Genomic DNA, 25,433 nt, shown 5'->3' with positions numbered 1-25,433 from the left:
GTCAGCGGGGGGTGCTGGCGTCGTACGCCGAGGTGGGCTGGGTCGCGGCGCGCGCCTGGCGCGCGGCGTCACGGGCCTGGTCCTCGACGCTCGGCGACGCGGCCACGTGGGCGCGCATCTTCGGGGCCTCGTCCTCGACCGTGCCGAGGTAGCGCTCCCAGCGCGACTGCATCGGCTTGACGAGCCCGCCACCGACGCCGACGACGAGGATGCCGCCGATGGTGGCGAGGACCGCAACGAGCACGGGGGTCGTGACGGTCGTCGCGATGCCGACCTGGTTGAGCGCGGCGATGACGCCGAGGCCGAGGATGAAGACGCCGGCGATGTTCGCGAGGACCTTGCCGTACGACAGGCCGCCCAGCGTGTTCTGGATCAGGCCCTTGACCGCGGCCGAGATGGCGGCGGCCACGACGACGATGACGATGGCGACGAAGACGCGCGGCAGGAAGGCGATGACGCCGGTCAGCAGCTCGCTGATGGGGTTGGGCCCGAAGGCGCTGAAGGCCAGCTGCAGGGTGAAGAGCAGGATCGCGTAGTAGACGATCTTCGCGAGGATGTCGGAGGCGTCGTACGACGAGGACTCGAGCATCCGGCCGATGCCGCCACGCTCGATGGCGCGGTCGAACCCGACGCGCGTGAGGACGGCCGAGACCGCCTTGGCCAGGGCCTTCGCGACGACGAAGCCGATCAGCAGGATGACGAGGAACAGGAGCAACCTGGGGACGAAGGTGGCGACCGCCGCCAGGGCGTCGCGCAGTGCGTCGTTCATGGAAAGCCTTTCGAAGGGGCCGCTGGAGGCGGCTCACGGGGCGCGCCGAGAGCGGCACCTTCGGGGCCTACCCCCGATGTTTACGACGTAAACATCGGACCGCCGCGGCCGGCCGCGTCCCGCTCCGGACCCGGTGTCGCGCCCCCGTGGCAGGGTGGGGTGACACCCGCGAGGAGGTCGCATGCCACCGACGGACGAGCTGTCGCCGCAGGAGAGGGCCGAGCCGCGCCGCCCGCTCGACCGGGAGGTGGTGGTCGCGGAGGCCATCAGGATGATCGACGCCGAAGGGCTCGAGGCGCTGACCATGCGCTCCCTCGGGGCGCGGCTCGGGGTCGAGGCGATGGCGCTCTACCGCCACGTCAACGGGCGCGAAGACCTGCTCGAGGCGATCGTCGACTCGCTCGTCGACTCCATCGCGGTCGACCCGGGCGACCTCTTCGAGCCGGCCGACGGCTGGCAGGCGTTCCTGCAGTGGATGGCGCACTCGGTGCGCTCGCTGGCAATCGCGCACCCGGCGGTCTTCCCGCTGGTCGCGACCCGCCACCCGGCGGCGCCGTGGCTGCGGCCGCCGCTGCGCAGCCTGCGCGTGGTGGAGGGGTTCCTCGACGGGCTGACCCGCCGCGGCTTCACCGACGCCCAGGCCGTCGAGGCCTACCGCGTCTTCACGAGCTTCCTCCTCGGCCACCTGCTGCTCGAGGTCGCGACGCTCGGGGCCACGACCTCGCCGGTCGAGGAGCCGCTCGACGAGGGCGGCGCCGGCGTCCGCCCGCCGGGTGAGGAGGTGTCGGTCGAGGACTTCCCCACGATCCTGCGGACCGCCCCGCTCCTTTCCGAGGACCACACGGTCGAGGAGTTCGAGCGGTCGCTCGAGGCGCTGCTCGACCGGCTGGACCTCGTCCTCTCGCAGTGACGTCCGAGCCCGGCGATAGGCTCTGCTGGTGTCGAACGCGCTGGGCGACTACCTGCGCGCCCGCCGGGCGCAGGTGAGCCCCGATGCGGTGGGGATGCCGCGCGGTCGGCGCCGCGTCGCGGGGTTGCGCCGCGAGGAGCTGGCCGTGCTCGCCGGGGTGAGTCCCGACTACTACACGCGCGTCGAGCAGGGGCGCGACCGCAACCCGTCCACGCAGGTGCTCGACGCCATCGGCCGGGTCCTGCGGCTCGACGGCGAGGCGATGGCCCACCTCCACGAGCTCGGGCGAGCGGCCGCCGGGGCCCCCACGGCCGCCCCGGGCCTCGACGACGAGGTCCCCGACGGCCTGCGGTCCTGGCTGCGTCAGCTGCCGTTCCCGGCGTTCGTGCAGGACCGGGTGATGACGGTGGTCGCCGCCAACTCCCTCGCCGCCGCCCTGTCGCCGCACTTCACGGTGGGAACCAACCTCGTCCGCGCGGTGTTCCTCGACCCGGGCGCCCGCACGCTCCACGCGGACTGGGAGCGCGCCTCGCAGGAGGCGGTCTCGGGGCTCCGGTCCCTGGCCGGAGCCCGGCTGGACGACCCCGCGCTGACCTCGCTCGTCGACGAGCTCGGCGCGGCCAGCCCGCGCTTCCGCGCCTTGTGGGAACGGCAGGACGTGCGCGCCAAGGTGGGTGGGACCAGCGAGTGGGTGCACCCGGACGTGGGTGCGATGACGCTGGGGTTCGAGAAGCTGGCCGTCAACGGCTCCGACGGCCACCTCCTCGTGGTCTACCACGCCGAGCCGGGGACGCCGTCGCACGATGCCCTGCAGCGCCTTGTCCCGGCCGACCCCGAGCATCCCTCGTCGCCGGCCCGCGGCTGACCCGAGGGCGGACGGGGCCCGCCGCCCGCCGCCCAAGGCCCGTGCGGAGGTGACGGCCGGCTGGCGGGTCGCCGCGTGCGCCGGTCAGCGCAGGTCAGCCCAAGAGGGCGGTGGACAGCGACCACAGGCGGTCGGCGCCCTCGGGGTCGAGCGCGTACCGCGCGACGCTGCCCGCGAGCCCGCCTGCGTCCGGGCTGCGCTCGTCGACGACGGTCGCCTCCTGGCAGTCGTCGAGGTAGCGACCGCCGACGCCGTCGAGCAGCCGGGAGGTGGCGGCGAAGACGCTCGTGGCCGCGCCCTGCTGCACCGTCTTGCGCTCGTCCTCCGGCGTCGCCAGCCGGCCGCCGACGTGACGCTGGAGGTCGGTCGCGATGGCGCCCGGGTTCACCGCGTTGACGGTGATGCCGTCGTCCGACCAGCGCCGGCTCGCGCCGACCGCGAAGAGGATCTCGGCGGTCTTGGACTGCGCGTAGGCCGACAGTGGGTCGTAGGCGCGGAAGCGGTAGTCGACGTCGTCGAAGACGACCGGCCCGAAGAGATGACCGGTGGAGCTCACCATCACGACGCGCGCACCGTCGTCGGCGGACGCCAGGGCCTGGTGCAGGCCCGTCGTGAGCTGGACGTGGCCGAGGTGGTTCGTCGCGAACTGCATCTCGCGGCCCTCGGGGGTGCGCGTCAGGTCCTGGATCATCATGACGCCGGCGTTGTCGATCAGCAGGTCCAGCGGGCCCGACCACGCGTCGACGAACTCGGCGACCGAGCGCCGGTCGGTCAGCTCGAGGTGGCGCACGCGCACCGCCGGGTTGCCCGTGTCGGCGCGGATGTCCTCGGCCACTGCCTCCGCCGCGTCGACCCGGCGGGCCGCGATCGTCACCTCGGCCCCGCGCCGCGCGAGCGTGCGTGCGGTCTCGACGCCAATTCCGGAGGCGGCGCCCGTGACCACGGCGCGCCGGCCGGTCAGGTCGATCCCGGCGCTGACCTCGTCGGCAGTGCTGGTGGCGTCGAACGGGCTGGTGATGCGGTCGGTCATGGGGAGGGTGCCTCTCGGTGTCGCGTGCCTGGTCCCCTCGATCGTGCGCCGGTCCGCACGGTGGTGACAGACCGCGCCGGGTCCGGCCCTGTCAGGGCCACCCACGAGGGCCGGGGTCAGAGCGACGCGATGGAGAAGACCGGCCAGCCGATCTCGGTGCGCCAGGCGGCGGCGTCGTCGGTGTCGCGGGGCCCGACGAGGTAGACCTCGCGGACGGGGCCGGCGACGGCCAGGGCGTTGTCGGCGACCCACGCGCCCACCTCCCCGTACGTCACGTCGATGTCCGAGTGGTCGCCGACGTGGGTCGCCGAGACCAGCTCGACGGCGGGGAGCTCGACGGGGCGGACCCGGCCACGACGTGGTGGGTCCAGCGCGGGGCGGTAGACGAGGACGTTGCCGCGTCCGTCCTCGAAGAGGGCGTTGTCGTAGACGCCGCCCGGAGGCCCCGCCCGGTCGGTCACGGTGGCGTCGAGCTCGGCCATGGCGCCGGCGTACCAGCCGAGGACCTCGTCGTGGTCGACGACGGCCTCGACCGCTGCCACCGTCGTGGCCGGCACCGTCCTCACGACCACCCGGACCGGCGCCGGTTCCGGCGCGAGGAGGCGGCGCAAGGAGGTGACGGCGCCCCGCGTCCGGTCGAGCTCGACTTCGAGCCGTCGCAGGTGCTCGGCGACCAGGGCCGACCTCGAGCCCGGGTCGGAGGCCGCGAGGATGCGCTTCACCTCGGCCAGCGGGACGTCGAGGTCGCGCAGGCGGTGGATGATCTGCGCCGTCGGGATCTGCTCCGCGCTGTAGTACCGGTACCCGGTGGTGGGGTCGACGGTGTCGGGCACGAGCAGGCCGGTCTCGTGGTAGCGGCGCAGGGTGCGCACGCTGAGGTGGGTCATCCTCGAGAAGGCGCCGATGCTCAGCCGGGTGCGCATCCCCGGAGTCTGCACCCTCTCCCGGGGGGAGGGTCCACGACTTGACCCTCCACCGGCCGGAGGCCGCACCGTCGTCCCATGACGACACCGACCGACCTCGACCCCGTGGGCCGTGACCTTCCCGGCACCCTCCGCTCCTTCCTCGCCGCCCACGCCGCCGGAGACGTCGAGGCCTCGCTCCAGCAGCTGCGGCCCGACGCCGTGGTGACCGACCAGGGCGAGCGCTTCGCCGGCACCTCGGAGGTGCGGGCCTTCCTCGAGCGCGCCGGGAACGAGTTCACCTACACGACGACCCTCCTGAACGCCGACCGCGTCGACCCGGAGTGCTGGGCGGTGCGGGTCCGCCTCGACGGGGACTTCCCGGGAGGCGTGGCCGTCCTCGACTACCGCTTCCGTCTCGAGGGTGACCTCGTCGGCGGGCTGGACATCGTCCCCGTGAGGGCGTGAACGGCAACCGACGCGTGCAGGTCTCGGCGAGGCACGTCCCGGCCCGTCTCAGCATCCAAGAGCCGCGCGGTGGCGGACGTGACCGGGACCCTGCTGGCGATTCCGCTGCATCCGTGGCCGTCTCGGCACAATGCTTCGGAATGAGTGCACTCAGGTGGATATTTCTGACTCATCCGTTCGGCCGATCTTCGGGGCGGAACCCATCCAATCCGAGCGCCGAGAGTAAAGGCCCGGTAAAGTCATCGTCAGCAGAAGGGCAGGACAGAGGGTCGCAGGGGCCCGACGAAATCCGGTCTGCGACAGCCCACAGGGCTTGGCAGGGAAGCCACCCGAGAAGTCTTCGGGACGACAAGTGAATCCAGCAGTTCGGGTCAGCACTCACCCACTCCGTGCAGGGCGGAACCGGTGAGGACGGACGAACCACCAAGGGCGCAGGGGCTCGCGGTGGACCGGACTGGAGGCCAGGCGGCCTGGCCAGCTCCGCAGGGGGAGCTGACGCCACAGCCGCCGAACCGACACCACGGCGCCCCGTCCGACCACCAGGTCGGGCGGGGCGCCGTGGTGTGCCCTGCGGGCTCAGAGGTCGGTCCTCTCACCGCGTGCGACGGAGCACCCCCGACCGGACCAGCGACGACATCGCGACGAGGGCGACGGCCGGACCGGCGGCCAGCGCGGCGAACGCCCACCCCCACCCCGCGGCCGACTCCAACGCAGGGACCACCCAGACGATGGGGACGGTGACGGCGTACCCGATCGCCATCTGCAGGGTGAGCATGCTGCCGACATAGGTCTGGTCGGCCACCGTCGTCACGAGCGAGGAGAACTGCGCCGAGTCGGGGATCACGGACAGCCCCCAGACGAGGGCGACCCCGACGACGAGCCAGAGCGGAGCCGCGCCGAGCCACCCCGTGGCGAGAGCGCAGCTGCCGGACACCACGAGGCACAGCATCGCGACCCGGGCCGACCCCACGCGCTCGGCGAGGCGGCCGCCGGCCCAGCACCCGACGGACCCGATGCCGATGACGAGGAAGGCCAGCAGGCTGGCAGTGCGGCTGCCGGTGCCGCCCTGCCCGACGACACCGACGAGGAAGACCGAGATCCAGGCCCACATGGCGTACAGCTCCCACATGTGACCGAAGTAGCCGATGGAGGTGAGCAGCACCGGGCGCGCGCAGAAGGCACGGACGGCGCCGCGCAGCCGGAAGGTCCCGGCCGGGAAGGGGTGGGGCCCGTCCGCGGTCAGCGTCAGCACGACGACCCCACCGAGGGCCCCGAGACCGGTCGTCACCCAGACGACCAGCCGCCAGTCGAGCCCGCCCGTCGCGGCGACGAGGTGGGGGGCGGCCGACCCCAGGGTCAGCGCACCGATCATCACGGCCAGGGCGGTGGCCCGGGAGGCCCGGAACCACGTCGCGACGATCTTCATCGCGGACGGGTAGACCGCCGCGAGACACATCCCGCTGACGACCCTGGCGCCGACGGCGGACGCGCCCGACCAGGCGGCGAGGAGCCCCAGGTTGGCCAGGGCCGAGGCCAGGGCGCCGCACCCCATGAGCCGGCGTGCTCCCACCCGGTCGGGCGCCCCGGTGAGGGCGATGCCCAGCGCGCCGATGATGAACCCCACCTGCACCCCGATGGTGAGCCAGGCGGCCCCCGTGTCCCCCAGGGCGAACCGCTCGCGCAGCTGCGGGACGACGGCGGACGCGGAGAACCACGTCGCCATGCTGAGCAGCAGGGCGAGGGCCAGCCACCCGAGGTTGCGGTAGGCCCCGGGCGGGACGACCCCCGTGGACGGAGTGGTGGTGGCGGAGGTCACGAGTCCTGGTCGAGCGGAGCGGTGTAGGTGACCGCCTCACCGTCGATGCACACCTCGCCGTCGGCGTTGGTCACCGTCGTAGCGAGGGTGCAGATCGGCTTGTCCTCCCGCACCGTCGAGACGGTCACCGTCGCGGTCATCTCCTCGTCGAAGTAGGTGGGCCGCCTGAAGTTCCACGAGGTCGACAGGAACACGGTCCCCGGGCCGGGGAGGTGCTCCGCGACGACGGCGTTGAGCAGGCCGGACGTGACACCACCGTGCGTGATCAGGCCACCGAAGCGCGACGCCTGCGCGACCTCCCGGTCGAAGTGCAGGGGGTTGTGGTCACCGCTGATCTCGGCGAACAGCGCGACCTCGTGAGCGCCGAGCCTCTTGGTGATGCTCGCCGTGGCGCCCACCTCGGGCATGCCGTTGCGCGTCCCGGTCCAACCGTTCATCGTGCGTCTCCTCGGGTCGTGGTCTGGTGGCGGGCCGAGACGTGCGCCGGGCCCGGGTCGGTGCGGGTCATGCCGCCTCCAGCAGCAGGGCGGCGCCCTGCCCGCCGCCTCCGCAGAGGGAGGCCACGGCGTACCGGCCGCCCCGACGCCGCAGCTCACGCGCAGCCGTGAGCACGAGCCGGAAGCCGGTGCCCCCGAGCGGATGTCCCAGGGCGATGGCGCCTCCGTTGACGTTGACGACGTCCATCGGCACCGACAGCTCCCGCCGGCTGGCCTCGACGACACCGGCGAAGGCCTCGTTGATCTCGAGCAGGTCCACGTCGGCCACCGTGAGCCCGGCCCGCTCCAGGACCCGGGCGACGGCCACGGCCGGCTTGAGGTGCAGGGAGGCGTCGGGACCGGCGACCTCCGCGTACCCACGGATGCGTGCGAGCGGGCGGACGCCCTCGCGCTCGGCGACGTCCGCGCTGACGACGGCGCCGTACGAGGCGCCGTCGGTCATCTGCGAGGCATTGCCGGCCGTGATGGTGCCGGCCGGGTCGAACGCGGGGGCGAGGGCCGCGAGCGACTCCGGCGTCGTCGCGTCGCGGATGCCCTCGTCGTGCTCGACCACGCGACCGGCGGCCTCCAGTGCGACGATCTCCTCGGCCAGCCGACCCTCGTCGCGGGCGGCGCGCGCCCGCTCGTGCGAGAGTGCGGCGAGGTGGTCCTGGACGTCCCGGCCGATACCGAGCTCGGCGTTGACGCGGTCGGACAGGACGCCCATCGAGAGGTCGTCGAGCGCGCACCAGAGCCCGTCCGTGCTCAGGGTGTCGACGAGGGTGGCGGAGGCCATCGAGGGACCCTGCCGCACGAGGCCGGCGTGGACCGCGCGGCTCATGCTGTCGGCTCCGCCGACGAGGTAGGTGTCACCCTCGCCGAGCGTGACCCGGCGACAGGCGTCCCAGACGGCGCTCACCCCGCCGAGGCACACGTTGTTGAGGGTCACGGCCGGCGAGCAGCGGTCGACCCCACCCCGGTCGGCGGCCTGCCGGCCGGGGTTCTGGCCCTGGCCGCCCTGCAGGACCTGGGCGTGGAGCGTCGCGTCCGGGCGGGCGAGGAACGGGTGGCGCTCGAGGAGGGCGCGCACGACGTGCGCCGCGAGGTCGACGGACGCAACGGTGGACAGGGCCCGGCGATAGCGGCCGAACGGTGTGCGCAGGCCGTCGAGCAGGACGGGGTCGGGGGCGCTCACGAGGGCTCCTCGGGGACGAACACCGGCAGGACGTAGTCGTTCTGCTCCCGCCAGGTGACGACGAGGGGGGTCCCGACCTCGGTGCGGGTGCCGGCAGGGACCTCGACGTTGCTGAGCATCCGGAACCCCTCGTCCAGGTCGACGAGTGCCACCGAGTACGGGGCGGCGTCCGCGAAGCCGGGATGACCGGGGCGGTGGACGAGGGTCTCGCTGGCGAGCCGGCCGTGACCGGTGCTGCGCTCCCACCGCAAGGAGCGGCGCCAGCACGTCGTGCAGTGCCCCCGCGGGGGGAAGACGGTGGCGGCGCAGTCCGTGCAGCGCTGGAAGAGCAGCTCGCGCTCGCGCGCGCCGTCCCAGTAGGGCTGGGTCAGCGGGGTCGGGGTGGGATCGGGTCGACGCGGGGGCGTCGGGTCGGTCATCGGGTCCTCCTCAGTCGGGTCGACGCAGGACGAGGGCGGTGGCCTCGCTGAGCGTCGCGCCGTTGCCGGTCACCAGGGCGGTGCCGACGTCGCGCACCTGGCGGTCCCCGGCCTCGTGCCGGAGCTGACGGACGGCCTCGACGAGGTGGGACATCCCGCCGGCCAGGTCCGCCTGACCGAAGGACAGCTGGCCGCCGTGCGTGTTGAGCGGCAGCTCGCCTCGCCAGGTCAGGTCGTGCTCGGCGATCCACGGACCGCTGGTGCCGACGGGGCAGACGCCGGCGTCCTCGAGGGTGATGGCCGCCACGATGCTGTAGCAGTCGTAGAGGGACAGCAGGTCGAGGTCGCGCGCCGTGATGCCCGCCTGGGCGTAGGCCCGCTGGATCGCGGGTCGCAGCGGACCCGAGGTCAGCGACTGGGCGGCCGACATGGCCCGGTGGGTGACCTTCTCGCCGGCGCCGGCCACCCGGACGACCGGGTGCGGGAAGGAGCGGGCGCGAGCGGCGCTCGTCACGACGACGGCCGCGCCGCCGGCGCACGGCATGACGATCTCCAGCAGGTGCAGCGGGTCGACGACCATCGGTGACCCGAGCACGTCGTCGACCGTCAGCCCGACGCCGCGGAAGACCGCGTCCGGGTGCAGGTGGGCGTTCAGGCGCTGGTCGACGACGAGCTTCGCGAGCTGCTCGCTCGTCGTGCCGTACTCGTGCATGTGCCGACGGGCCAGCAGGGCGTAGGAGGTGTTGGCCCCGGACGCGCCGTAGGGGACGTCGAACTCGCGGATCGGGTTGCGGTTGGGGGAGCGTGGTGTGACGCCGCGCTCGCGGGCGTTGCCGAGCACGCACAGGACGGTCTCGCACATCCCGGCCGCGATGGCCGCTCCCGCCCGCCACACCATCCCGGCGCCGGAGGCGCCACCGAGGTCGACGACATCGGCCATCGCGGGGCGCAGGCCCAGGTACTCGGCCACGGTCGCCGGGACGTGCTGGGGGGTCTCGCCGACCTGCGGCCCGACGAGCAGGCCGTCGACGGCATCGGGCTCGAGCCCGCAGTCGTCCAGCGCGAGCCGGCTCACCTCGGCGACCAGGTCGAGGGTGGTGCGCCCCTCGCTGTACCGCTGCGGGGCGAGCTCGCCGACGCCGACGACGGCGGCGTCCATCAGCGCACCTCCGACCGGTCGAGGAGCTCCGGCGCCAGGGCCGCGAGCGACTCCGGGTTCACGAGGGAGGCGATGTTGCGCACCTCCCGGCCGAGCACCGTCGACAGGACGGCGCCCTCGACCTTCTTGCCGGCCAGGTTGTACGGGAGGGCGTCGACGCGGAAGACCCGGCGCGGGACGTGCCGTGGCGAGGCCTGGGCGCGCAACGACCGTCGGAGGGCGGTGGCGTCGACCTCGCGCCCCGCGGCCGGCACCACGAAGAGCCAGATCTCCTGGTCGTCGTCCTGCGGGTAGCCGATGGCCATCGAGTCGGCGACGCTCGGGTCGTCCTCGACGACGCGGTAGATCTCGCTCGTCCCGATCCGGACGCCGCCGGGCTTGAGGGTGGTGTCGGTCCGGCCGGTGATGACGGCCCCGCCGCTGGGACGCATCTCGACGAGGTCGCCGTGGGTCCAGACCTCGGGCCGCTCCGAGAAGTAGCTGTCGAGGTAGCGCTCGTGCCCGCCCGGCCCCCAGAACGTCAGCGGCATCGAGGGGAAGGGCTCGGTGCAGACCAGGTCGCCCGTGCGTCCGACGACGGGCAGGCCGCGTGCGTCGAGCGCCGCGACCGCGAGGCCCAGACCGGGAGCCTGCAGCTCCGCGCTGCGCACCGGCAGCAGGGGGTTGCCCAGGACGAAGCAGCCGAGGATCTCGGTGCCGCCGGAGATCGACGCCAGCATCAGGTCCGCCTTGACCTCCGCGTAGACCCACGAGAAGTGGGAGTCGAGCAGCGGCGCCCCCGCGGAGAAGATCGCCCGCAGGTGGTGCAGCTCCCACGTCGTGCCGGGCGTGACACCGTGGGCGGCCATGACCGAGAGGTACTTGGGGCTCGTGCCGAAGTGGGTGACCTCGAGCTCGTCCGCGAGGCGCCAGAGCAGGGCCGGTTCGGCCGCGGGGACGGCGGCCCCGTCGTACAGCACCACCGAGGCGCCGCACGCCAGGGCGGAGATCGACCAGTGGTACATCATCCAGGCGGTGTTCGTGAAGTAGAGCATCCGGTCGCCGGAGCGCACGTCGCCGTGGAGGAGGTGCTCCTTGACGAGGTTGAGCAGCACTCCGCCGGTGCGGTGCAGGATCGACTTCGGGAGACCCGTCGTCCCGGACGTGTAGAGGATGAACGCGGGGTGGTCGAAGGGGAGGTCGGCGTAGCGCGGTTCGGACGGGGACACGACGGGGAGGTCCGCCGCCCGGTGGACCGCGGCCCGCACCCCCGCGAAGCCGGCACCCGGGTCCGGGGTGATGGGCTCGCCGACGAGGACGACGTGCCGCAGCGAGCCCAGCTCCGCGGCGACGCGGGCCGTCTTCTCCGCGAGGTCGTGGCGGCGGCCGTCGTAGACGTAGGACTCGGCGGCGACGAGGACCACGGGCTCGACCTGGCCCAGCCGGTCCAGCACGCCGGCGGGCCCGAACTCGGGTGCGCACGAGGTCCACACCGCACCGGACGCCAGGGTCGCGAGGGTGTAGCAGAGCGCGTCGGCGGTGTTGGGGAGGAGCCCGGCGACCCGGTCGCCGGGCTCGACCCCCAGCCCGTCCAGCACGGCCTGGGCCCGGGCGACCCCGGTGCGCAGCTCGGCGCGGGTGAGCGACCCGGCGACGCCGCGTTCGCCGGCCTCGACGACGACCGTCTCGTGGGCCGGCCCACGCAGGAGGTTGGCGGCCAGGTTGGTGACGCCGTCGGGGAAGAAGCGCGAGCCCGTCATCGGGTGCTCCTCGTCGCGCACGAAGGTCGTGGCGCCGGGGTCCCCCTCGAGCTCGGCGTACTCCCACACGTGGCTCCAGAAGGCGCCCGGGTCGGCCACCGACCAGCGGTGCAGCGTCGCGTAGGGCTCGTGGGCGAGGCCGACGCGGGCGGCGAACCGCGCGAGATGGGTCTGCTCCCGGCGCTCGGCGTCGAGCTCCCACAGGACCGGGGCCAGCGGGGTCGTCACGGTGCACCGCTCGGGGCGAGGTCGCCCGAGCCGACGGGCGGTCCCGGGGCCGGCGGGACTTGCTGCATCTCCTGCAGCCGTCGCCGTACGTGCTCGCGGTCCTCCGGTGTGCCGTACCGCCAGAAGTCGCGCAGCACTCGTGACCCCGCGTCCGGCGCGGCGTCGGGACCCACGAGGCGGAAGGTGTCGGCGGTCACCGTGGCGAACGGCAGCACGACGGCCAGCTCCGGGTCGTCGACGTCCGCCGGGTCGACACCGGCGAGCCGGCCGAAGCGGATGGCCATCTCGTGCTGCTCGCGGTAGCCGTCGTGGTGCCCCTCTGCGACACCGGCGAGGACGGCGGCCTGCAGCTCCTCACGGGACGCCGCAGCGATCGTGCCGCCCCAGGTGTAGGCCACGTACCGGGCTTGCTGCTCCAGCGGCACGGCGTACGGGCCGAGCTGTGACCAGAGGCCGGCGAAGGCCAGCCCCGGGGTGTCCGGGTGGAAGGTGAAGTCGGCCAAGGCCATCGACGTCGGGGTGAGACGAATGGTCCGGCGGATCTCGTCGTCGAGGAAGGGGAGGTTGAGGTGGAAGCCGGTGGCGACGACGATCGCCTCGGCCTCGACCGACGTGCCGTCGGTGAACTCCACCGAGCGGTCGTGCACCCGCGCCACCCAGGGGTGGGTCGTGACGCGGTCCTCCGCGACGAGGTTGAGGTAGTGGGGGCTGCCCGTCACACCCGCGCGCGCGATGTCCGCGTGCGGCGCCGGCGCACCGTAGCGCGTCGGGTCCCCGCCCAGGCGCAGCACCCGCTCGGCGGTGGTGCGGTGGATCTCCTCCACGGGCAGCTCCTGCTGCGCCAGGGCCCACGACCGCGAGAAGACGTAGGACTCGATGGGCGTGCCGGCGACCATCTTCGGCATGACGTAGCGCTGGCGTCGCTGCGCGAGGTGGACCTCGGCGCCGATCATGGCGAGGTCGCTCGCGATCTCCAGGGCCGAGATGCTCCCGCCGCACACCACGACCGTCTGTCCGCGGTAGCGGTCGGGGTCCTTGTACCGGAAGGCGTGACTGACGCCCCCGGGCCCCGAGAAGGAGCCGAGGCCGTCGATCGGCGGGATCTCGGGCAGGTTGTACCGCCCGGAGGCGACGACCACCCGCGGGACGGTGACCGTGCGAGGCCCGCCGTCCTGCGTCCAGGTGACCGTCCAGCCCCCGTGCTCGGCGCGGCCGACGCGGTCGACCAGGCAGCCGAACCGCAGGGACTCGTCGAGGTCGAACATCGCCACGTAGGCGCGCAGCAGGTCCAGGACCTCGCCGTTGCGGGGGAACATCGCGATCCCGTCGGCGTAGTCGAGGTCCGAGAAGTGGGTGAGGAAGCGCGCGGTGTTGGTGCGCATCGCCGGCCACACCCCGCTGTTGGGGTTCTCCCGGTTCCACTGCCCGCCGAGGTCGGCGTGGGACTCGAGCACGAGCACCCGGAAGCCCTGCGCCCGCAACCACCGTGCGGAGCTCAGGCCCGCCATGCCGGCACCGATGACGACGACGTCCACGTCGGCGGCCGAGGGCGCATCCGGTCCCGACGTCGTGCTCGTCATCGTGCCTCCCGGAGCGCACAGAGCTCGGCGACGAGGAGCTCCGCGAACGCCGGGTCGTTGATGTTGTCCTCGGACTCCACCACGCGGACCGAGGGGTCGACCGCGCCGCGGAACGCGTCGCGGAACGCGGCGTCGGCGGGTGGCGACCAGAACGGCATGCCGGGGGCGTCCAGCTCGGAGAAGCCCCCGAGCGGCAGCACGACCGTGGTCGTCGCCGGGGCGCTCGCCACCCGGTCGGCGAAGAGTCGTCCCAGCCGCGCGTTCTCGTCCGGGTCGGACCGCATCAGGGTGACGTGCTCGTTGTGCCGGTGCAGGGTGCGCCCCGAGAACCGTTCCGGGACGGACTGCCTCGCACCGAAGTTGACGCAGTCGATGGCCCCCGGCACGACCACCTGCGGGACTCCGTGCCGGGCGGCGGCGGTGAGCCGGTCGGGCCCGGCCGACAGCGTGCCGCCGGCGACCAGGTCGGCCAGCTCCGTCGTCGTGACGTCGAGCACGGCGTCGACGCGCCCCTCCGCGACGAGCCGTTCGAGGGTGGCTCCGCCGGTGCCGTTGGCGTGGAAGACCGAGACCTCCGCGCCGGTGGACTCGAGCCGGGCCCGGGCGGCGGAGACGCACCGGGTCGTGATGCCGAACATCGTCATCGCGACACGGGGTCCGGAGGAGGGGGTGTCCGTGGCACCGACGTGGTGGTCACGGGCGAGCGCCGCACAGGTCGTCGCGGTCCGCCGCACCACGTCGCGGAGGATGCCGTTCATGCCCTCGACGTCGACCACCGGGTAGAGGAGCACCGCGTCCGTCCCCTGCAGGTAGCCGCGGGTGTCCCCGGCGACGACCGTCGACGCCAGCACCTTGGGCACCCCGAACGGCAGGCGAGGGGCCGCCGCGGCGAACACGGTGCCGGCACCGGACCCGCCGACGACGACGAAGGCGTCGACGGACCCGACCGCGTGCAGGCCGGTGAGCACCTCTCCGACCGCGGCGCCCATCGTGTCGAGCGCCGCGCCACGCCCCGTGGACCGGATGGCCGCGAGCGTGCGCCCCGACCGCTCGGCCAGCCGTTCCGGCGTCGTCTCGGCGTCCGAGGCGTGGTCTCCGAGACCGAAGTCGACGCGGTGGACCCGACAGCCGTGCCGGCGCACGAGGTCGCAGAGCAGCTGCAGGGCTTCGGGTTTGGTGTCGAAGGCCCCGGCGACCACGACGGTCGGCGCCGAGGGGTCGGTCACCGGTCCGTCCCGAGCTTCTGGTCCTTGAAGGCCGACACCACGGCGCGGATCGGTTCCTCGATGGGGATGCGCTCGATGCTCGAGGCACCGATGAACCCGACGGAGCGGGTGTGCTCGAGGACGTAGCCGGCGTCGTCGGGTGTCGCGATGGGTCCACCGTGGCTGACGACCATGACGTCGGGGCGCAGGCTGCGGACGGCGTCGGAGATGGCGTTGACGACGTCCACGCACTCGTCCAGCGAGCGGGCGAAGGCGTCCGTCGCCCCGATCGAGCCCCCGGTCGTCAGGCCCATGTGCGCGACGACGACGTCGACGCCGGCCTCGACCATCCGGCAGGCCTCGTCCGGCGTGAAGGAGTAGGCCATCGTGAACAGGCCCAGGTCGGCGGCCTGCCGGATCATCTCGACCTCGCGGTCGTAGCCGAAGCCGGTCTCCTCGAGGCTCTGGCGCCAGCGACCGTCGATGATGCCGTGGCTCGGGAAGTTGATCACCCCGGCGAACCCGGCGTGCTGCAGCGTCGTGAGGAACCGCGGCATGACCCGGGTGGGGTCGGTGCCGTTGACGCCGGCGATGACGGGGGTGTCCCGGACGACCGGCAGCACCTCCCGCTCACCCATCTCGAGGACGATCGCGTTCGCGTCGCCGATCGCGAGCAGGCCTGCGTTGGAGCCGTGCCCGCCCATCCGGAAGCGCCCGGAGTTGTAGATGAGGATGAGGTCGGCCCCGCCCCGCTCGGCGAACTTCGCCGAGATCCCCGTTCCCGCGCCGGCACCGACCACGGGGCGTCCGGCCTCGACCTCGGCGTGCAGCCGGGCCAGGACCTCGTCTCTCGAGTACATGCGAATCCTCTTCTGCTGGGGGTCGTCAGGAGCGACCGGCGGAGAACTGGGGGACCTCGACGCGCACGCCGCCGGCCAGCGCCGACTCGTGGGCGCAGATGCCGGGAGCCGTCCAGGCGGCGGCGGTGGGTGCGTCGATCGCGGCGGGACGGCCCTGCACCACGGCGGACACGAACTCGTGGACCAGGTGCGGGTGTGAGCCGCCGTGCTCGGCCCGCCGCAGCAGCACCGGACCGCCGTCGGCCGGATGGACCTCGAAGTCGGTGACGTAGGGCGCGAGCTCGGGGGGCAGGTCGGACACGTCGTCGGGAGCCTCCACCAGACGGGTGACGGACTTGCGACCTCGCAGGCCGGTGGCCGGCAGGTGCTCCTCGAGCGGCTGGAGGTCGTGGACGACCAACGGGCCCACGTGGTCCGCGGGCCACTCGACGGAGCCGAGGTCGCCGTGGACGTCGTAGCCCTCGATGTAGGGCCGGGCCACCTGGAAGAACGACATCTCGACCTCGGCCACCACGTCGCTGCCCCGCAGGGTGAACAGCCCCTTCTCCGCCGGGAACGGATTGTCGAACCGGCCGCGGCGCTCCTGCGTCAGCCGCCCGGAGCCGAACGCCACGACGCTCTCGATTGTCGTGCCGGTCAGGCCGAGCAGCGGGCACAGGGCGTGGGTCGCGTACTTCATCGGCGGGTACCCGCGCCAGTACTCGGGGTAGCCGTCGAGGTTCTGGTGGTGGAAGCCGCGGTAGGCCGTGAGCGTGCCGAGGAGGCCGGCCTCCAACCGGCTTCGGACGTAGCGGTACTCGCGCCCGTAGACGGTGGTCTCCATCATCATGTAGCGCTTGCCGCTGGCCCGCTCGGCGTCGACCACGCGCTGCAGGTCGTCGAGCTCGAGGGCCATCGGGACGGCGCACGCGCAGTGCTTGCCCGCCTCGAGGGCGGCGACGGCGAAGTCGGCGTGCAACGGGACCGGCACGAGCACGTGGACGGCGTCCCAGCGGTCGTCGGCGAGCATCTCGGCGTAGTCGGTGAAGCGGGAGACGATGCCGTACCGGTCGCCGACGGCGGCGAGCCGGCGCTCGTCGGTGTCGACGACGGCGACCTCGCGCACGTCCGGGTGGGCGAGGTAGACCGGGAGGAAGTCCTCCCCGAACCCGAGGCCGACGACCGCGACCGAGACCCCGGAGGTCCCGCTCATGACGTCGCCACCTCCTCCTCGACGCCCTCGACGAAGGTCACGCCCCCGGTCGCGAAGTTCGGGACGTCGGCCGATGCCGCCCGGCCGGCCTCGGAGGCGAGGACGGCGTCCATCGCCTCCTTGCTCTCGGCGTACAGGTCGACCACCAGGTGGACCGGTGGCGTGAGCTCGCCGGACTGCCGGTCGGTCCACGTGAGGGTCCACCGGGACAGCCCCCGCATCCCCTGCGCGAGGGGGATGTGCACGTCGCGGTAGTAGCGGTCGAACTCCGCGGGGTCGTCGGGTCGGCCGTACAGGATGGTCATGCGGTACACGCGGGTCCCCTTCCGGATCCGGTGGCGGTCACTTGACGCTCCCCACGGACAGCCCCTCGACGAGCCGGCGCTTGGCGACGACGAAGACAGCGAGGAGGGGCAGCGAGGTGAGCAGGGCCAGGCCCATGAGGCGGTTCCAGCTGACGGAGTACAGCGACGTCTGCTGGGCCAGCAGGCCGCTGACCGGCAGGTTGGCGGGGTCGGTCATCAGCGTCGTCGCGTAGATGAACTCGCCCCAGGTGATGATGAAGACGATGGCTCCGACGGTGGCGATCCCGTTGGGCAGCAGTGGGACCACGATGTTGCGGAAGGTGCGCAGCCCGGAGGCGCCGTCGATGTCGGCGGCCTCGTAGAGCTCTCGCGGGATGGCGAGGACGAAGGGACGCATCAGCATGATGGCGAACGGCGTCATGAGGGCGACGTCGGCGAGCACCAGCCCGTAGATGTTCCCCACGAGGCGCCACTCGGCGAGGATCCCGTAGAGGGGGATGACCGCCATCGGCTGCGGGACCATCTGCAGCACGAGGAAGACGCCGAGGAACCACGCACTGGCCCGGCTCCACCGGGTCGTGAGCCGTCGCCCGAGGGCGTAGGCGGCCGGGACGGCGATGAGGACGACGAGCACGGTCACCGACACGGCGATCTTCGCCGAGGTGACGATCGACGAGCTCGCGGTGTCGACGATCGAGGTGAAGGTGGCGAGAGAGGGGCTGAACACCACCGAGTTCGGGTGCGCGCGGACCTCCTGGTCGGACTTGAACGCGGTGAGGACGATCCACAGCAGGGGGACCAGGTAGACGAGGCCGAGGACCGCGACGACGAGGCGTGTCCCCACGGAGTGGCGGGCGCCGATCACGAGCCCTCCTCCTTGCGCACCCCGAGCACGTAGGGGATCGCCAGCACGACGACCGCGAGCATCGCGATGCTCGCGATGGCGCCGCCCGTCCCGAACGAGTAGGTCTTGAACGCCTCCTGGTAGGCGAGGTAGGGCAGCGTCGTCGTCACGGTGCCGGGCCCGCCGCTCGTCATCACGTAGACGAAGTCGAAGCTGCGGAAGGCGTAGAGGATCACGAGGATGACGAGCACCATGAGCGTCGGCCGCAGCAGGGGGATGACCACCGACACCGCGCGCCGGACCGGGCCGGCGCCGTCGATGGCGGCGGCCTCCAGCACCTCGGTGGGGATGGAGAGCAGGCCGCCACGGATGATGAGGATCGCGAAGGGCAGGCTCGCCCAGGCGGCGACGCCGCTGACCGCCCAGAGGGCGACGGAGGGGTCGCTCAGCCAGTCGACCCGACCGAGGCCGAGCGTCTGGAGGACCGCGTTGATCGCCCCGTCCCCCGCGAGGAGGAACTTCCAGACGCTGCCGCTGACGAGCGGGGGGAGGGCCCAGACGAACACCATGAGCGACAGGACGACCGAGCTGAGCCGCCCGCGACGGGCGAGGGCCTGGGCGGCGACGTAGCCGATCGTGAGGTCGACGACGAGCAGCACCGCGGTGAAGATGCCGGTGGCCTTCGCGGCCTGCCAGAAGCCCGGGGTGTCGAGCACCTCCCGCACGTTCTCGGTCCCGGTGAACGCCCAGTCGCCGATGAGGTTGGCCGGCCCGACGTCGCTGACCGCCATCCGCGCCATCTGGACCAGCGGGTACACGCACAGCAGGGCGCAGACGACCGCCGCGGGCAGGAGGAACGGGCCGAGGTGGACCCGGGAGCGCCGCCTCCGTCCCGGCGTGGGGGGCTGCGCCGAGCCCTCCACGCCGGGACGGACGCTCGACTCCTGACGGACCGTCATGAGCAGGACCCGCCGCCCTTCTCGCGCGCTGCCGAGACGCCGTCCATGGCGTCCTTCGCGGCCTTGGCCGGGTCCGACTGGCCGGAGATGACGGCGCTGAACGCCTGGCCGACGGCCGTCTGCATCGCCGCCGTCTCCTTGTTGAGGGGCCACGCGCCCGTCTCGCCCGCGGCGGCCACGAACGGCTGGACGAGCTCGTCGCCGGTGATCGCCTCGTTGTCGGCGAGGTCGGAGCGGGTGGGGATCTGGCCGGACGCCTTGAAGTTGATCAGGCTGGCGTCCTTGGACATCCACGCCTCCTGCACGTACTGCCAGGCGAGGTCCTTGTCCTTGGCGAACGCACCGATCCCGATGGCCTCACCGCCGGGGAAGACGTGGCTGCCCTGGGGGCCGGCGGGGAAGCGGGTCGTGCCGACGGTGAAGTCGGCCGACTTGGCGTCGGCGAGGTTCCAGTTGCCGTTGATCCCGAACGGGTACTTGCCGCTCATGAACGCCTGCCAGGCGTCGGCCTGGTCCCACGTCGCGGTCTCGCGCGGGATGATCCCGCCCTGCGACCAGCCCTGGACGGTCTGGAGGTTCGTCGCGAGGTCGGACTCCGTCATGCTGCAGTAGTCCTTGCCCTGACCGAGGAGCATCGGCATGAACATCCACGCCCCCTCGACGGTCGGGGCGCCCGACTCGGCGAGCACGCTGTTCTTGTGCTCGGGGGCCAGCTTCTCGAGGGCGGCGGTGAGCTCCTCCATCGTCTGCGGCGGCTCGACGCCGGCCGCGTCCAGCAGGTCCTTGTTGTAGTACAGCCCGAGCAGGTTGGTGTAGCTCATGACGTTGTAGACCTTGTCGTCGAACTTCCACACCGCGGAGTCCGGGAAGAGGCCCTTGTCGGCGTACCCGTCCCAGTAGCTGCTCAGGTCCGCGAGCACCCCCGCCGAGGCGAGGGTGGGGAAGTCGACGACGACGTTGTCGAGGACGACGTCGGGGCCGTCCTGGGTCGTCGCGGTCGCCAGCAGCTTGCTCGGCAGCTGGTCGAAGGGGATCTGGACGGTCTCGATCTTGACGTCGGGGTGGGACTTGGCCCACAGCGCGTTCTGCTGCTCGAGTGCGTCGTTCTGGCCGCCCGCCGTGTAGTAGGTCCACACCGTGAGGGTCTTCTGCCCACCGGAGGCTCCCGACCCCGAGTCCGACCCGCTTCCACAGGCCGAGAGGACGAGCATCCCGATGACAGCGACTCCGGCTGCCTGTGCTCCAGGTCGCATCACGCGCCCACGCTCCTTTGCGTACTGGCTTCGATCCGAATTAGATCGATGGTCATCGTATTTACGTCGATGGCGAACGTCAAGGGTCCCGAGTAACATCGCTGCTCGACCGAAATTCCCCGACCGGGTGGAGGACTGCGATGGCGAGCGTGCCGGTGACGGACGTCGGCGAGGTCCTGGCTCCGGCCCGGGCAGCGGTCCCCCCGCGGCTCAGCCGGGCGGGTGAGGTGCTCGAGCTCGTCCGCAGCGGGCGGGCGACGACCATCTCCGAGCTGGCCGCGGCGATGAACGTCGCCCGCTCGACGGTCACGGACCGCGTGGATGCCCTCGTCGAGCGCGGTCTCGTGGTCGCGCAGGGCGAGATGGTCGCCGGTCGGGGCCGGCCGGCGACCGTGCTGGCGTTCAATCCGGCTGCGGGAGTTGTTCTCTCGGCGCAGATCGGCATGAGTGGCATCCGGGTCGGTGCGTACGACCTCGCCGGGGAGCCGCTGGCCGCGGAGGAGTCGACCGACATCGCCGTCACGGAGGGGCCCGAGCGCGTGCTCGCGGTCCTGGAGGCCCGGCTCGACGCCCAGCTCGAGGCGGCCGGACGGACGCGCGACGACGTGCTCGGTGTCGGCATCGGCATGCCCGGTCGGATCGAGCTCGAGACCGCTCGCGAGGGCGGCTCCGCCGCAGCGCGCCCCTGGGTCGACTACCCGGTCGCCGACCGGCTCCGGACGTCCTACGGCGTTCCCGTGGCCGTCGGGCGGGGCGTGGCGCTCCTCGCCGTCGCCGAGCACCGGGCGTTTCATCCCGAGGCGAGCGTGCTGCTCGGCCTGAAGGTCGGCACGGTCGTCGAGTGCGGGGTCGTGGTCGAGGGTCGCATCGTCGGCGGCGGCTCCGGGCTGGCCGGCGAGATCGGCCACACCCCGGTGCCGGACATCGACACGATCTGCGTGTGCGGCAACCGCGGGTGCCTCAACGCCGTGGCGGGTGGTGGGGCCCTGGCCCGGGACCTCGCGCGGCTGGGCCACGACGTCGACTCCGCCCGGGGCGTGGCCGAGCTGGCCCAGGCGGGGGTGGTCGAGGCCGGCCTGGCCGTGCGTGAGGCGGGCCGGAGGATCGGCGCCGTGCTCGCCGGCACCGTCAACCTCCTCAACCCGGACGTCATCGTCGTGTGGGGGTACCTGGCCGACGCCGGCGACCAGCTGTTCGCGGGGCTGCAGGAGAGCCTGTACCGGATGGGGGTCCCGGCGGCCACCCGCCACGTGCAGATCGGCTACACGCGGCTCGGTGTCGACGCCGGCGTCCGCGGTGCGGCGGTGAGCACCACCGAGGAGATCCTCGACCCGACGAACGTCGACCACCTCCTCGCGACGTGGCGTTCCGGCAGCTCGGTGGCGGCCCCCGTCGCCTGACCGGGACCACGGAGCCCGTGCGCCGACCGGTCGGGCCGCGCACCTCGTCGTGATCGCTCGCCCCGGCACGGCGACGACCGGGTGCGGCTGTCGGGTCCGGCCGAGCGGACCGACGTGCATCGTTCGTCCGCACCTTTTCTCGCGATCGACCAATCCGTCGGGGCGAGGGCCCCGAAGCACCCATGACCGGTCGCGTTCTTTAGCAGGGGCGTGACGCCGCCCGGCACCGGCGCCGGACGTCACCCGCAACCGATCAGCAGGGGCCCTTCGTGCGTCATCGCATCGCTCTCGTCTGCCTGTCCTCCGTCGCTCTCCTCCTCCCGACCTCCACGGCACTGGCCGCCGAGCCGCCGCGCCCGGCGGTGTCGAGCACCGTCTCGGACGCCAGCCCGAGCCCGGTGCTGCCCGAGCAGGGCGGCTCGCTCGCGGACCCGCTGGGCGGGGGCATCCCGGCGGTCGGCGACCCGTCGACGACCCAGGCGCCCGCGGAGCCGCCGCAGCAGGCGTCGGTGTCGGAGAACCCGTCCAGCGTGCTCGGGTGGGCCAGCGTCCTCCTGCTCGTGCTGGTGTCCCTCGTGCTGTCGGGGGTCGCGTTCACGACGCTCGCGTGGATGCTCCACGCCTGGCGCACGCCGGAGGGCTTGCGCGCGACCCGGTTCGGCGGCCGCTCCAGCCGCGAGAAGCCGCTGCGTTTCAGCCTGCTGGTCCCGGCGCGGCACGAGGAGCAGGTCCTCGGCGACACCCTCGACACGCTGAGCGCGCTCGACTACGGCGACCTGGAGATCATCGCGATCGTCGGTGACGACGACGAGGGCACGGCTGCCGTCGCGCACGCGGCCGCGAAGCGCCACCCCGGCCGCGTCCGGGTCGTCGTCGACTCCAGCGTCCCGAAGAACAAGCCGAAGGCGCTCAACACGGCGCTGCGCGAGGTGACCGGCGACGTCGTCGGCGTGTTCGACGCGGAGGACGAGGTGCACGAGGACCTCCTCGCGCACATCGACGCGCGTTTCCACGAGACGAAGGCCGACATCGTCCAGGGCGGTGTGCAGCTGATGAACGTCCACACGACCTGGTGGTCGATGCGCAACTGCCTCGAGTACTACTTCTGGTTCCGCAGCCGGCTGCACTTCCACGCCGGCCAGCGGTTCATCCCGCTCGGCGGCAACACCGTCTTCATGCGCACCGACCTGCTGCGCGAGGTCGACGGCTGGGACCCCGAGTGCCTTGCCGAGGACTGCGAGATCGGCGTGCGCGTCTCGACCCGCGGCGCCACGGTCGCCGTCGCCTACGACCCCGAGCTCGTGACCCGCGAGGAGACCCCGGGCGCCCTGCCGTCGCTCATCAAGCAGCGCACCCGCTGGAACCAGGGCTTCCTCCAGGTGCTCGCCAAGGGCGTCTGGCGCGAGCTGCCGACCGCCCGCCAGCGGCTCCTGGCTCGCTACACGCTCTCGATGCCGTTCCTCCAGGCCTTCACCGGCCTGATGATCCCGGTCTCGATCGCCCTCGTCGTCTTCGCCAAGGTGCCGACCTGGGTCAGCCTCGTCACCTTCCTCCCGCTCGTCCCGACCCTCGTCACCCTCGCCGTCGAGGCCGCGGGCCTCCACGAGTTCGGCCGGGCCTACGACGTGAAGGTCCGCCTGCGCGACTACGTGGTCCTCGTGCTCGGGGCCTTCCCGTACCAGGTGCTCCTCGCCGGCGCCGCCGTGCGCGCCGTGTGGCGCGAGAAGCGGGGCCAACGCGGCTGGGAGAAGACCGAGCACAGCAACCTCCACCGCACCCCGGCGCCGGCCCTCGCCCCGGTCGTCGAGCTCGCCGAGCGGAAGGCCTCCTGATGACCGTCATCGACCGCCCCACCACGACCGCCGGGTCGACCCCCGAGGCGGCGACGCCCGAGGCCTCCCGCCTGCGCCGCGCCTGGCGACGCGCGACCGACCCGCGCGGCGAGCTGGTCGTCCTCGGGCCGCTCCTCGTCCTCGCCGGCGTCGTCATGCGCATCGGGCTGTACAGCGCCCCGCAGCGCATCGACGACGAGGGCACGTACGTCGCCCAGGCGTGGGCCGTCTTCCACCTCGGCGAGCTGACCCACTACACGTACTGGTACGACCACCCGCCGCTGGGCTGGCTGCAGATCGCCCTCTACACCGAGCTGACGGGCGCCTTCGACCGCGCGCCGAACGCCGTCGGCGCCGGCCGCGAGCTGATGGTGCTGCTGGCGCTGGTCAGCGCCGCGCTCCTGTGGGTGCTGGCCCGCCGGCTGCGGATGCCCCGCTGGGGGGCCGGGCTGGCCGTCGCCCTCTTCACGCTCTCGCCGCTGGCGGTGCAGTTCCATCGCACGGTCTACCTCGACAACGTCGCGACCCCGTGGCTGCTCGGGGCGTTCGTCCTCGCGCTCAGCCCGCGGCGCCGGCTCGGTGCCTTCGCGGCGGCCGCGGTCTGCTTCGCCGTCGCGGTGCTCTCGAAGGAGACGACCTTCCTCCTCTTCCCGGTGCTGGCCTACCTCCTGTGGCGCCGCAGCCGGGGTGGCACCCGCCGCTACGCCGTCGCGGTCTCCGCGACCCTCTTCGTCCTCATGGGGACCTTCTACGTCCTCTTCGCCGCGCTCAAGGGCGAGGTCGTGCCCGGCCAGAACCGCACGAGCCTCCTCGGCGGCGTGCTCTACCAGCTGGCCGGCCGCGAGAGCAGCGGCAGCATCTTCGACCCCGAGTCGCTCGGCCACCGGACCGTCGCCATCTGGCTGCAGCTCGACACCGTCCTCCCGGTCGTCGCGGTCGTCGCCACGCTGCTGGCGCTCGCCGTCCGGCGGCTGCGCCCCTTCGCGGTCGCGATGCTGCTCCTCCTCGCGATGCTCGTGCGCCCGGGGTACCTCCCCGTGCCGTTCGTCGTCGCGCTGCTCCCGCTCGGGGCGCTGCTCGTCGCGGGCGTCGCGACGACGCTCTGGGAGAGCCGGCCGACCCGCCTCGCGGGCCGTCGGGTCGGCCGGGCGGGCGCCGGCGTGCTCGTCGCCGTGGGGCTCGGCCTCACCGCGGTCGCCACGCCCGCCTGGGCCGGACAGCTGCGCGGCCTGATGATCGCGCCGCTCGACCAGCCGATGACCGACGCGACCGCGTGGATCGCGCAGAACGTGCCGACCGACGAGCGCATCCTCACCGACGACGCGCTCTGGGTCGACCTCGTCGAGCAGGGCCGGGACCGCAGCGACGTCGTGTGGTTCTACAAGCCCGACACCGACCCGGCCGTCCCGAAGGGCGCCGACGCCTACCAGTGGGTCGTCTCGACCGACTCCGTCCGCAGCGACCCGCGCTCCTTCCCGACCCTCGCCGAGGCGCTGGAGCGCAGCGTCCCGGTCGCGGCCTTCGGGACCGGCGAGCGTCGCGTCGAGATCCTGCGGGTGCAGCGCGCCGGCACCGACCCGGCCGTCCTCGACCAGCAGCGCGCCGCGGCGGCCGCGGCCGGTCAGCAGCTCGTCGCCAACCCGGCCATCACCACCTCGACGGCCGCGCGCGACGCGCTCCTGTCGGGCCGGGTCGACCCGCGGCTGCTCACCGTCCTCGCCTCGCTCGGAGCGCGGCACACGCTGACGCTCGACGCCCTGCCGCAGCCGGCGCCGGAGGAGACCGCCGGCGCCGCACGCCGCACCGTGACCATCACGCAGGTCGACGGCGACGCCGCCGTCCCGGACTCCGCGCCGGCCGCCGAGGTGGCGCGCCTGTCCGCGGAGCGGCCCGCTCCCTACCGCGCCGACGTGCGCTTCACCGAGGCCGGGCGCGACACCCCGCCCGCCCTCGTCCTGTCCTGGCCCCGGAGCACCCGATGACGCCCCGAGCCACCCCGACCCGTTCCACCAGGTCCGCGACGCGTG

General features: G+C 73.1%; 23 protein-coding genes. 6 read left to right on the top strand and 17 right to left on the bottom strand.

Features of this window, described 5'->3' with window-relative positions; translation table 11 throughout:
* Nucleotide 1: 1 nt before the first annotated feature.
* Entirely contained in the window at nt 2-769 is a 768-nt protein-coding gene (locus J3473_RS14085; RefSeq protein ID WP_051750528.1) for a hypothetical protein, read from the bottom strand.
* 181 nt (nt 770-950) lie between these two features.
* Here J3473_RS14085 and J3473_RS14080 point away from each other — a divergent pair, with 181 nt between their 5' ends.
* Nucleotides 951-1,679, top strand: a complete 729-nt coding sequence (locus J3473_RS14080; protein WP_207024395.1) for a TetR/AcrR family transcriptional regulator — start codon at nt 951-953, stop codon at nt 1,677-1,679.
* 28 nt (nt 1,680-1,707) lie between these two features.
* On the top strand, nt 1,708-2,544 hold the full coding sequence (locus J3473_RS14075; RefSeq protein WP_242525877.1) for a helix-turn-helix transcriptional regulator: 837 nt from the start codon (nt 1,708-1,710) through the stop codon (nt 2,542-2,544).
* A gap of 94 nt (nt 2,545-2,638) precedes the next feature.
* Here the strand turns inward: J3473_RS14075 and J3473_RS14070 are convergent, their stop codons facing one another.
* Nucleotides 2,639-3,574: an SDR family NAD(P)-dependent oxidoreductase gene (locus J3473_RS14070; protein ID WP_207024393.1), complete on the bottom strand. Its 936-nt coding sequence runs from the start codon at nt 3,572-3,574 to the stop codon at nt 2,639-2,641.
* Between the two features lie 116 nt (nt 3,575-3,690).
* Complete coding sequence (locus J3473_RS14065) at nt 3,691-4,497, bottom strand: MerR family transcriptional regulator (protein ID WP_207024390.1); 807 nt, start codon at nt 4,495-4,497, stop codon at nt 3,691-3,693.
* Between the two features lie 78 nt (nt 4,498-4,575).
* Here J3473_RS14065 and J3473_RS14060 point away from each other — a divergent pair, with 78 nt between their 5' ends.
* A complete protein-coding gene (locus J3473_RS14060) occupies nt 4,576-4,944 on the top strand; it encodes a nuclear transport factor 2 family protein (RefSeq protein WP_207024389.1) in 369 nt (122 codons plus the stop codon).
* Between the two features lie 592 nt (nt 4,945-5,536).
* Here the strand turns inward: J3473_RS14060 and J3473_RS14055 are convergent.
* The 14 genes from J3473_RS14055 to J3473_RS13990 all read right to left on the bottom strand — a co-directional run bounded on the left by J3473_RS14055 (nt 5,537) and on the right by J3473_RS13990 (nt 20,174).
* Entirely contained in the window at nt 5,537-6,760 is a 1,224-nt protein-coding gene (locus J3473_RS14055) for a nitrate/nitrite transporter (RefSeq protein ID WP_207024388.1), read from the bottom strand.
* The gene (locus J3473_RS14050) at nt 6,757-7,197 is read right to left on the bottom strand and encodes a MaoC family dehydratase (RefSeq protein ID WP_207024386.1); all 441 of its coding nucleotides are present in this window, start codon (nt 7,195-7,197) and stop codon (nt 6,757-6,759) included. Before J3473_RS14050 ends, J3473_RS14055 begins: the two co-directional genes overlap by 4 nt.
* 67 nt (nt 7,198-7,264) lie before the next feature.
* Nucleotides 7,265-8,431, bottom strand: coding sequence for an acetyl-CoA C-acyltransferase (locus J3473_RS14045; RefSeq protein ID WP_207024385.1), 1,167 nt, complete (start codon nt 8,429-8,431; stop codon nt 7,265-7,267).
* Entirely contained in the window at nt 8,428-8,850 is a 423-nt protein-coding gene (locus tag J3473_RS14040; RefSeq protein WP_207024383.1) for a Zn-ribbon domain-containing OB-fold protein, read from the bottom strand. The genes J3473_RS14045 and J3473_RS14040 overlap by 4 nt, the downstream gene beginning before the upstream one ends.
* 10 nt (nt 8,851-8,860) lie before the next feature.
* Complete coding sequence (locus J3473_RS14035; RefSeq protein ID WP_207024381.1) at nt 8,861-10,009, bottom strand: thiolase family protein; 1,149 nt, start codon at nt 10,007-10,009, stop codon at nt 8,861-8,863.
* A complete protein-coding gene (locus J3473_RS14030; RefSeq protein WP_207024379.1) occupies nt 10,009-11,976 on the bottom strand; it encodes an acetoacetate--CoA ligase in 1,968 nt (655 codons plus the stop codon). The genes J3473_RS14035 and J3473_RS14030 overlap by 1 nt, the downstream gene beginning before the upstream one ends.
* The gene (locus tag J3473_RS14025; protein ID WP_207024377.1) at nt 11,973-13,556 is read right to left on the bottom strand and encodes an NAD(P)/FAD-dependent oxidoreductase; all 1,584 of its coding nucleotides are present in this window, start codon (nt 13,554-13,556) and stop codon (nt 11,973-11,975) included. Before J3473_RS14025 ends, J3473_RS14030 begins: the two co-directional genes overlap by 4 nt.
* A complete protein-coding gene (locus J3473_RS14020; protein ID WP_207024375.1) occupies nt 13,553-14,782 on the bottom strand; it encodes a Tm-1-like ATP-binding domain-containing protein in 1,230 nt (409 codons plus the stop codon). Before J3473_RS14020 ends, J3473_RS14025 begins: the two co-directional genes overlap by 4 nt.
* Nucleotides 14,779-15,621 carry a phosphoenolpyruvate hydrolase family protein gene (locus J3473_RS14015; protein ID WP_207024373.1) on the bottom strand — a complete coding sequence of 281 codons (843 nt, stop codon included), beginning with the start codon at nt 15,619-15,621 and terminating at the stop codon, nt 14,779-14,781. Before J3473_RS14015 ends, J3473_RS14020 begins: the two co-directional genes overlap by 4 nt.
* 25 nt (nt 15,622-15,646) lie before the next feature.
* Nucleotides 15,647-16,813, bottom strand: coding sequence for a Gfo/Idh/MocA family protein (locus J3473_RS14010; RefSeq protein ID WP_207024371.1), 1,167 nt, complete (start codon nt 16,811-16,813; stop codon nt 15,647-15,649).
* Nucleotides 16,810-17,118, bottom strand: a complete 309-nt coding sequence (locus J3473_RS14005) for an EthD family reductase (RefSeq protein ID WP_242525884.1) — start codon at nt 17,116-17,118, stop codon at nt 16,810-16,812. The genes J3473_RS14010 and J3473_RS14005 overlap by 4 nt, the downstream gene beginning before the upstream one ends.
* Nucleotides 17,119-17,155: 37 nt before the next feature.
* On the bottom strand, nt 17,156-17,983 hold the full coding sequence (locus J3473_RS14000; RefSeq protein ID WP_207024367.1) for a carbohydrate ABC transporter permease: 828 nt from the start codon (nt 17,981-17,983) through the stop codon (nt 17,156-17,158).
* Nucleotides 17,980-18,921 carry a carbohydrate ABC transporter permease gene (locus tag J3473_RS13995; RefSeq protein WP_207024365.1) on the bottom strand — a complete coding sequence of 314 codons (942 nt, stop codon included), beginning with the start codon at nt 18,919-18,921 and terminating at the stop codon, nt 17,980-17,982. The genes J3473_RS14000 and J3473_RS13995 overlap by 4 nt, the downstream gene beginning before the upstream one ends.
* Nucleotides 18,918-20,174 carry an extracellular solute-binding protein gene (locus tag J3473_RS13990; protein WP_207024363.1) on the bottom strand — a complete coding sequence of 419 codons (1,257 nt, stop codon included), beginning with the start codon at nt 20,172-20,174 and terminating at the stop codon, nt 18,918-18,920. The genes J3473_RS13995 and J3473_RS13990 overlap by 4 nt, the downstream gene beginning before the upstream one ends.
* A gap of 140 nt (nt 20,175-20,314) precedes the next feature.
* Here J3473_RS13990 and J3473_RS13985 point away from each other — a divergent pair, with 140 nt between their 5' ends.
* The 3 genes from J3473_RS13985 to J3473_RS13975 all read left to right on the top strand — a co-directional run bounded on the left by J3473_RS13985 (nt 20,315) and on the right by J3473_RS13975 (nt 25,388).
* Nucleotides 20,315-21,574, top strand: coding sequence for an ROK family transcriptional regulator (locus J3473_RS13985; protein ID WP_207024361.1), 1,260 nt, complete (start codon nt 20,315-20,317; stop codon nt 21,572-21,574).
* A gap of 269 nt (nt 21,575-21,843) precedes the next feature.
* Nucleotides 21,844-23,406 carry a glycosyltransferase gene (locus J3473_RS13980; RefSeq protein ID WP_242525876.1) on the top strand — a complete coding sequence of 521 codons (1,563 nt, stop codon included), beginning with the start codon at nt 21,844-21,846 and terminating at the stop codon, nt 23,404-23,406.
* Nucleotides 23,406-25,388: a glycosyltransferase family 39 protein gene (locus J3473_RS13975; protein WP_207024358.1), complete on the top strand. Its 1,983-nt coding sequence runs from the start codon at nt 23,406-23,408 to the stop codon at nt 25,386-25,388. Before J3473_RS13980 ends, J3473_RS13975 begins: the two co-directional genes overlap by 1 nt.
* Nucleotides 25,389-25,433: the final 45 nt, after the last annotated feature.

The organism is Phycicoccus sp. DTK01 (assembly GCF_017312765.1).
Lineage (GTDB): Bacteria > Actinomycetota > Actinomycetes > Actinomycetales > Dermatophilaceae > Phycicoccus > Phycicoccus jejuensis.
Note: the sequence above shows the minus strand (reverse complement) of the source record. Positions and strands in the feature narration are given on the sequence as shown.

Excerpts from the sequence above, each read along its gene's own strand:
- J3473_RS14085 (WP_051750528.1), bottom strand. The coding sequence starts at position 769 with ATGAACGACGCACTGCGCGACGCCCTGGCGGCGGTCGCCACCTTCGTC.
- J3473_RS14080 (WP_207024395.1), top strand. The coding sequence starts at position 951 with ATGCCACCGACGGACGAGCTGTCGCCGCAGGAGAGGGCCGAGCCGCGC.
- J3473_RS14070 (WP_207024393.1), bottom strand. The coding sequence starts at position 3,574 with ATGACCGACCGCATCACCAGCCCGTTCGACGCCACCAGCACTGCCGAC.
- J3473_RS14065 (WP_207024390.1), bottom strand. The coding sequence starts at position 4,497 with ATGCGCACCCGGCTGAGCATCGGCGCCTTCTCGAGGATGACCCACCTC.
- J3473_RS14060 (WP_207024389.1), top strand. The coding sequence starts at position 4,576 with ATGACGACACCGACCGACCTCGACCCCGTGGGCCGTGACCTTCCCGGC.
- J3473_RS14050 (WP_207024386.1), bottom strand. The coding sequence starts at position 7,197 with ATGAACGGTTGGACCGGGACGCGCAACGGCATGCCCGAGGTGGGCGCC.
- J3473_RS14040 (WP_207024383.1), bottom strand. The coding sequence starts at position 8,850 with ATGACCGACCCGACGCCCCCGCGTCGACCCGATCCCACCCCGACCCCG.
- J3473_RS14035 (WP_207024381.1), bottom strand. The coding sequence starts at position 10,009 with ATGGACGCCGCCGTCGTCGGCGTCGGCGAGCTCGCCCCGCAGCGGTAC.
- J3473_RS14025 (WP_207024377.1), bottom strand. The coding sequence starts at position 13,556 with ATGACGAGCACGACGTCGGGACCGGATGCGCCCTCGGCCGCCGACGTG.
- J3473_RS14015 (WP_207024373.1), bottom strand. The coding sequence starts at position 15,621 with ATGTACTCGAGAGACGAGGTCCTGGCCCGGCTGCACGCCGAGGTCGAG.
- J3473_RS14010 (WP_207024371.1), bottom strand. The coding sequence starts at position 16,813 with ATGAGCGGGACCTCCGGGGTCTCGGTCGCGGTCGTCGGCCTCGGGTTC.
- J3473_RS14005 (WP_242525884.1), bottom strand. The coding sequence starts at position 17,118 with ATGACCATCCTGTACGGCCGACCCGACGACCCCGCGGAGTTCGACCGC.
- J3473_RS13995 (WP_207024365.1), bottom strand. The coding sequence starts at position 18,921 with ATGACGGTCCGTCAGGAGTCGAGCGTCCGTCCCGGCGTGGAGGGCTCG.
- J3473_RS13990 (WP_207024363.1), bottom strand. The coding sequence starts at position 20,174 with ATGCGACCTGGAGCACAGGCAGCCGGAGTCGCTGTCATCGGGATGCTC.
- J3473_RS13985 (WP_207024361.1), top strand. The coding sequence starts at position 20,315 with ATGGCGAGCGTGCCGGTGACGGACGTCGGCGAGGTCCTGGCTCCGGCC.
- J3473_RS13975 (WP_207024358.1), top strand. The coding sequence starts at position 23,406 with ATGACCGTCATCGACCGCCCCACCACGACCGCCGGGTCGACCCCCGAG.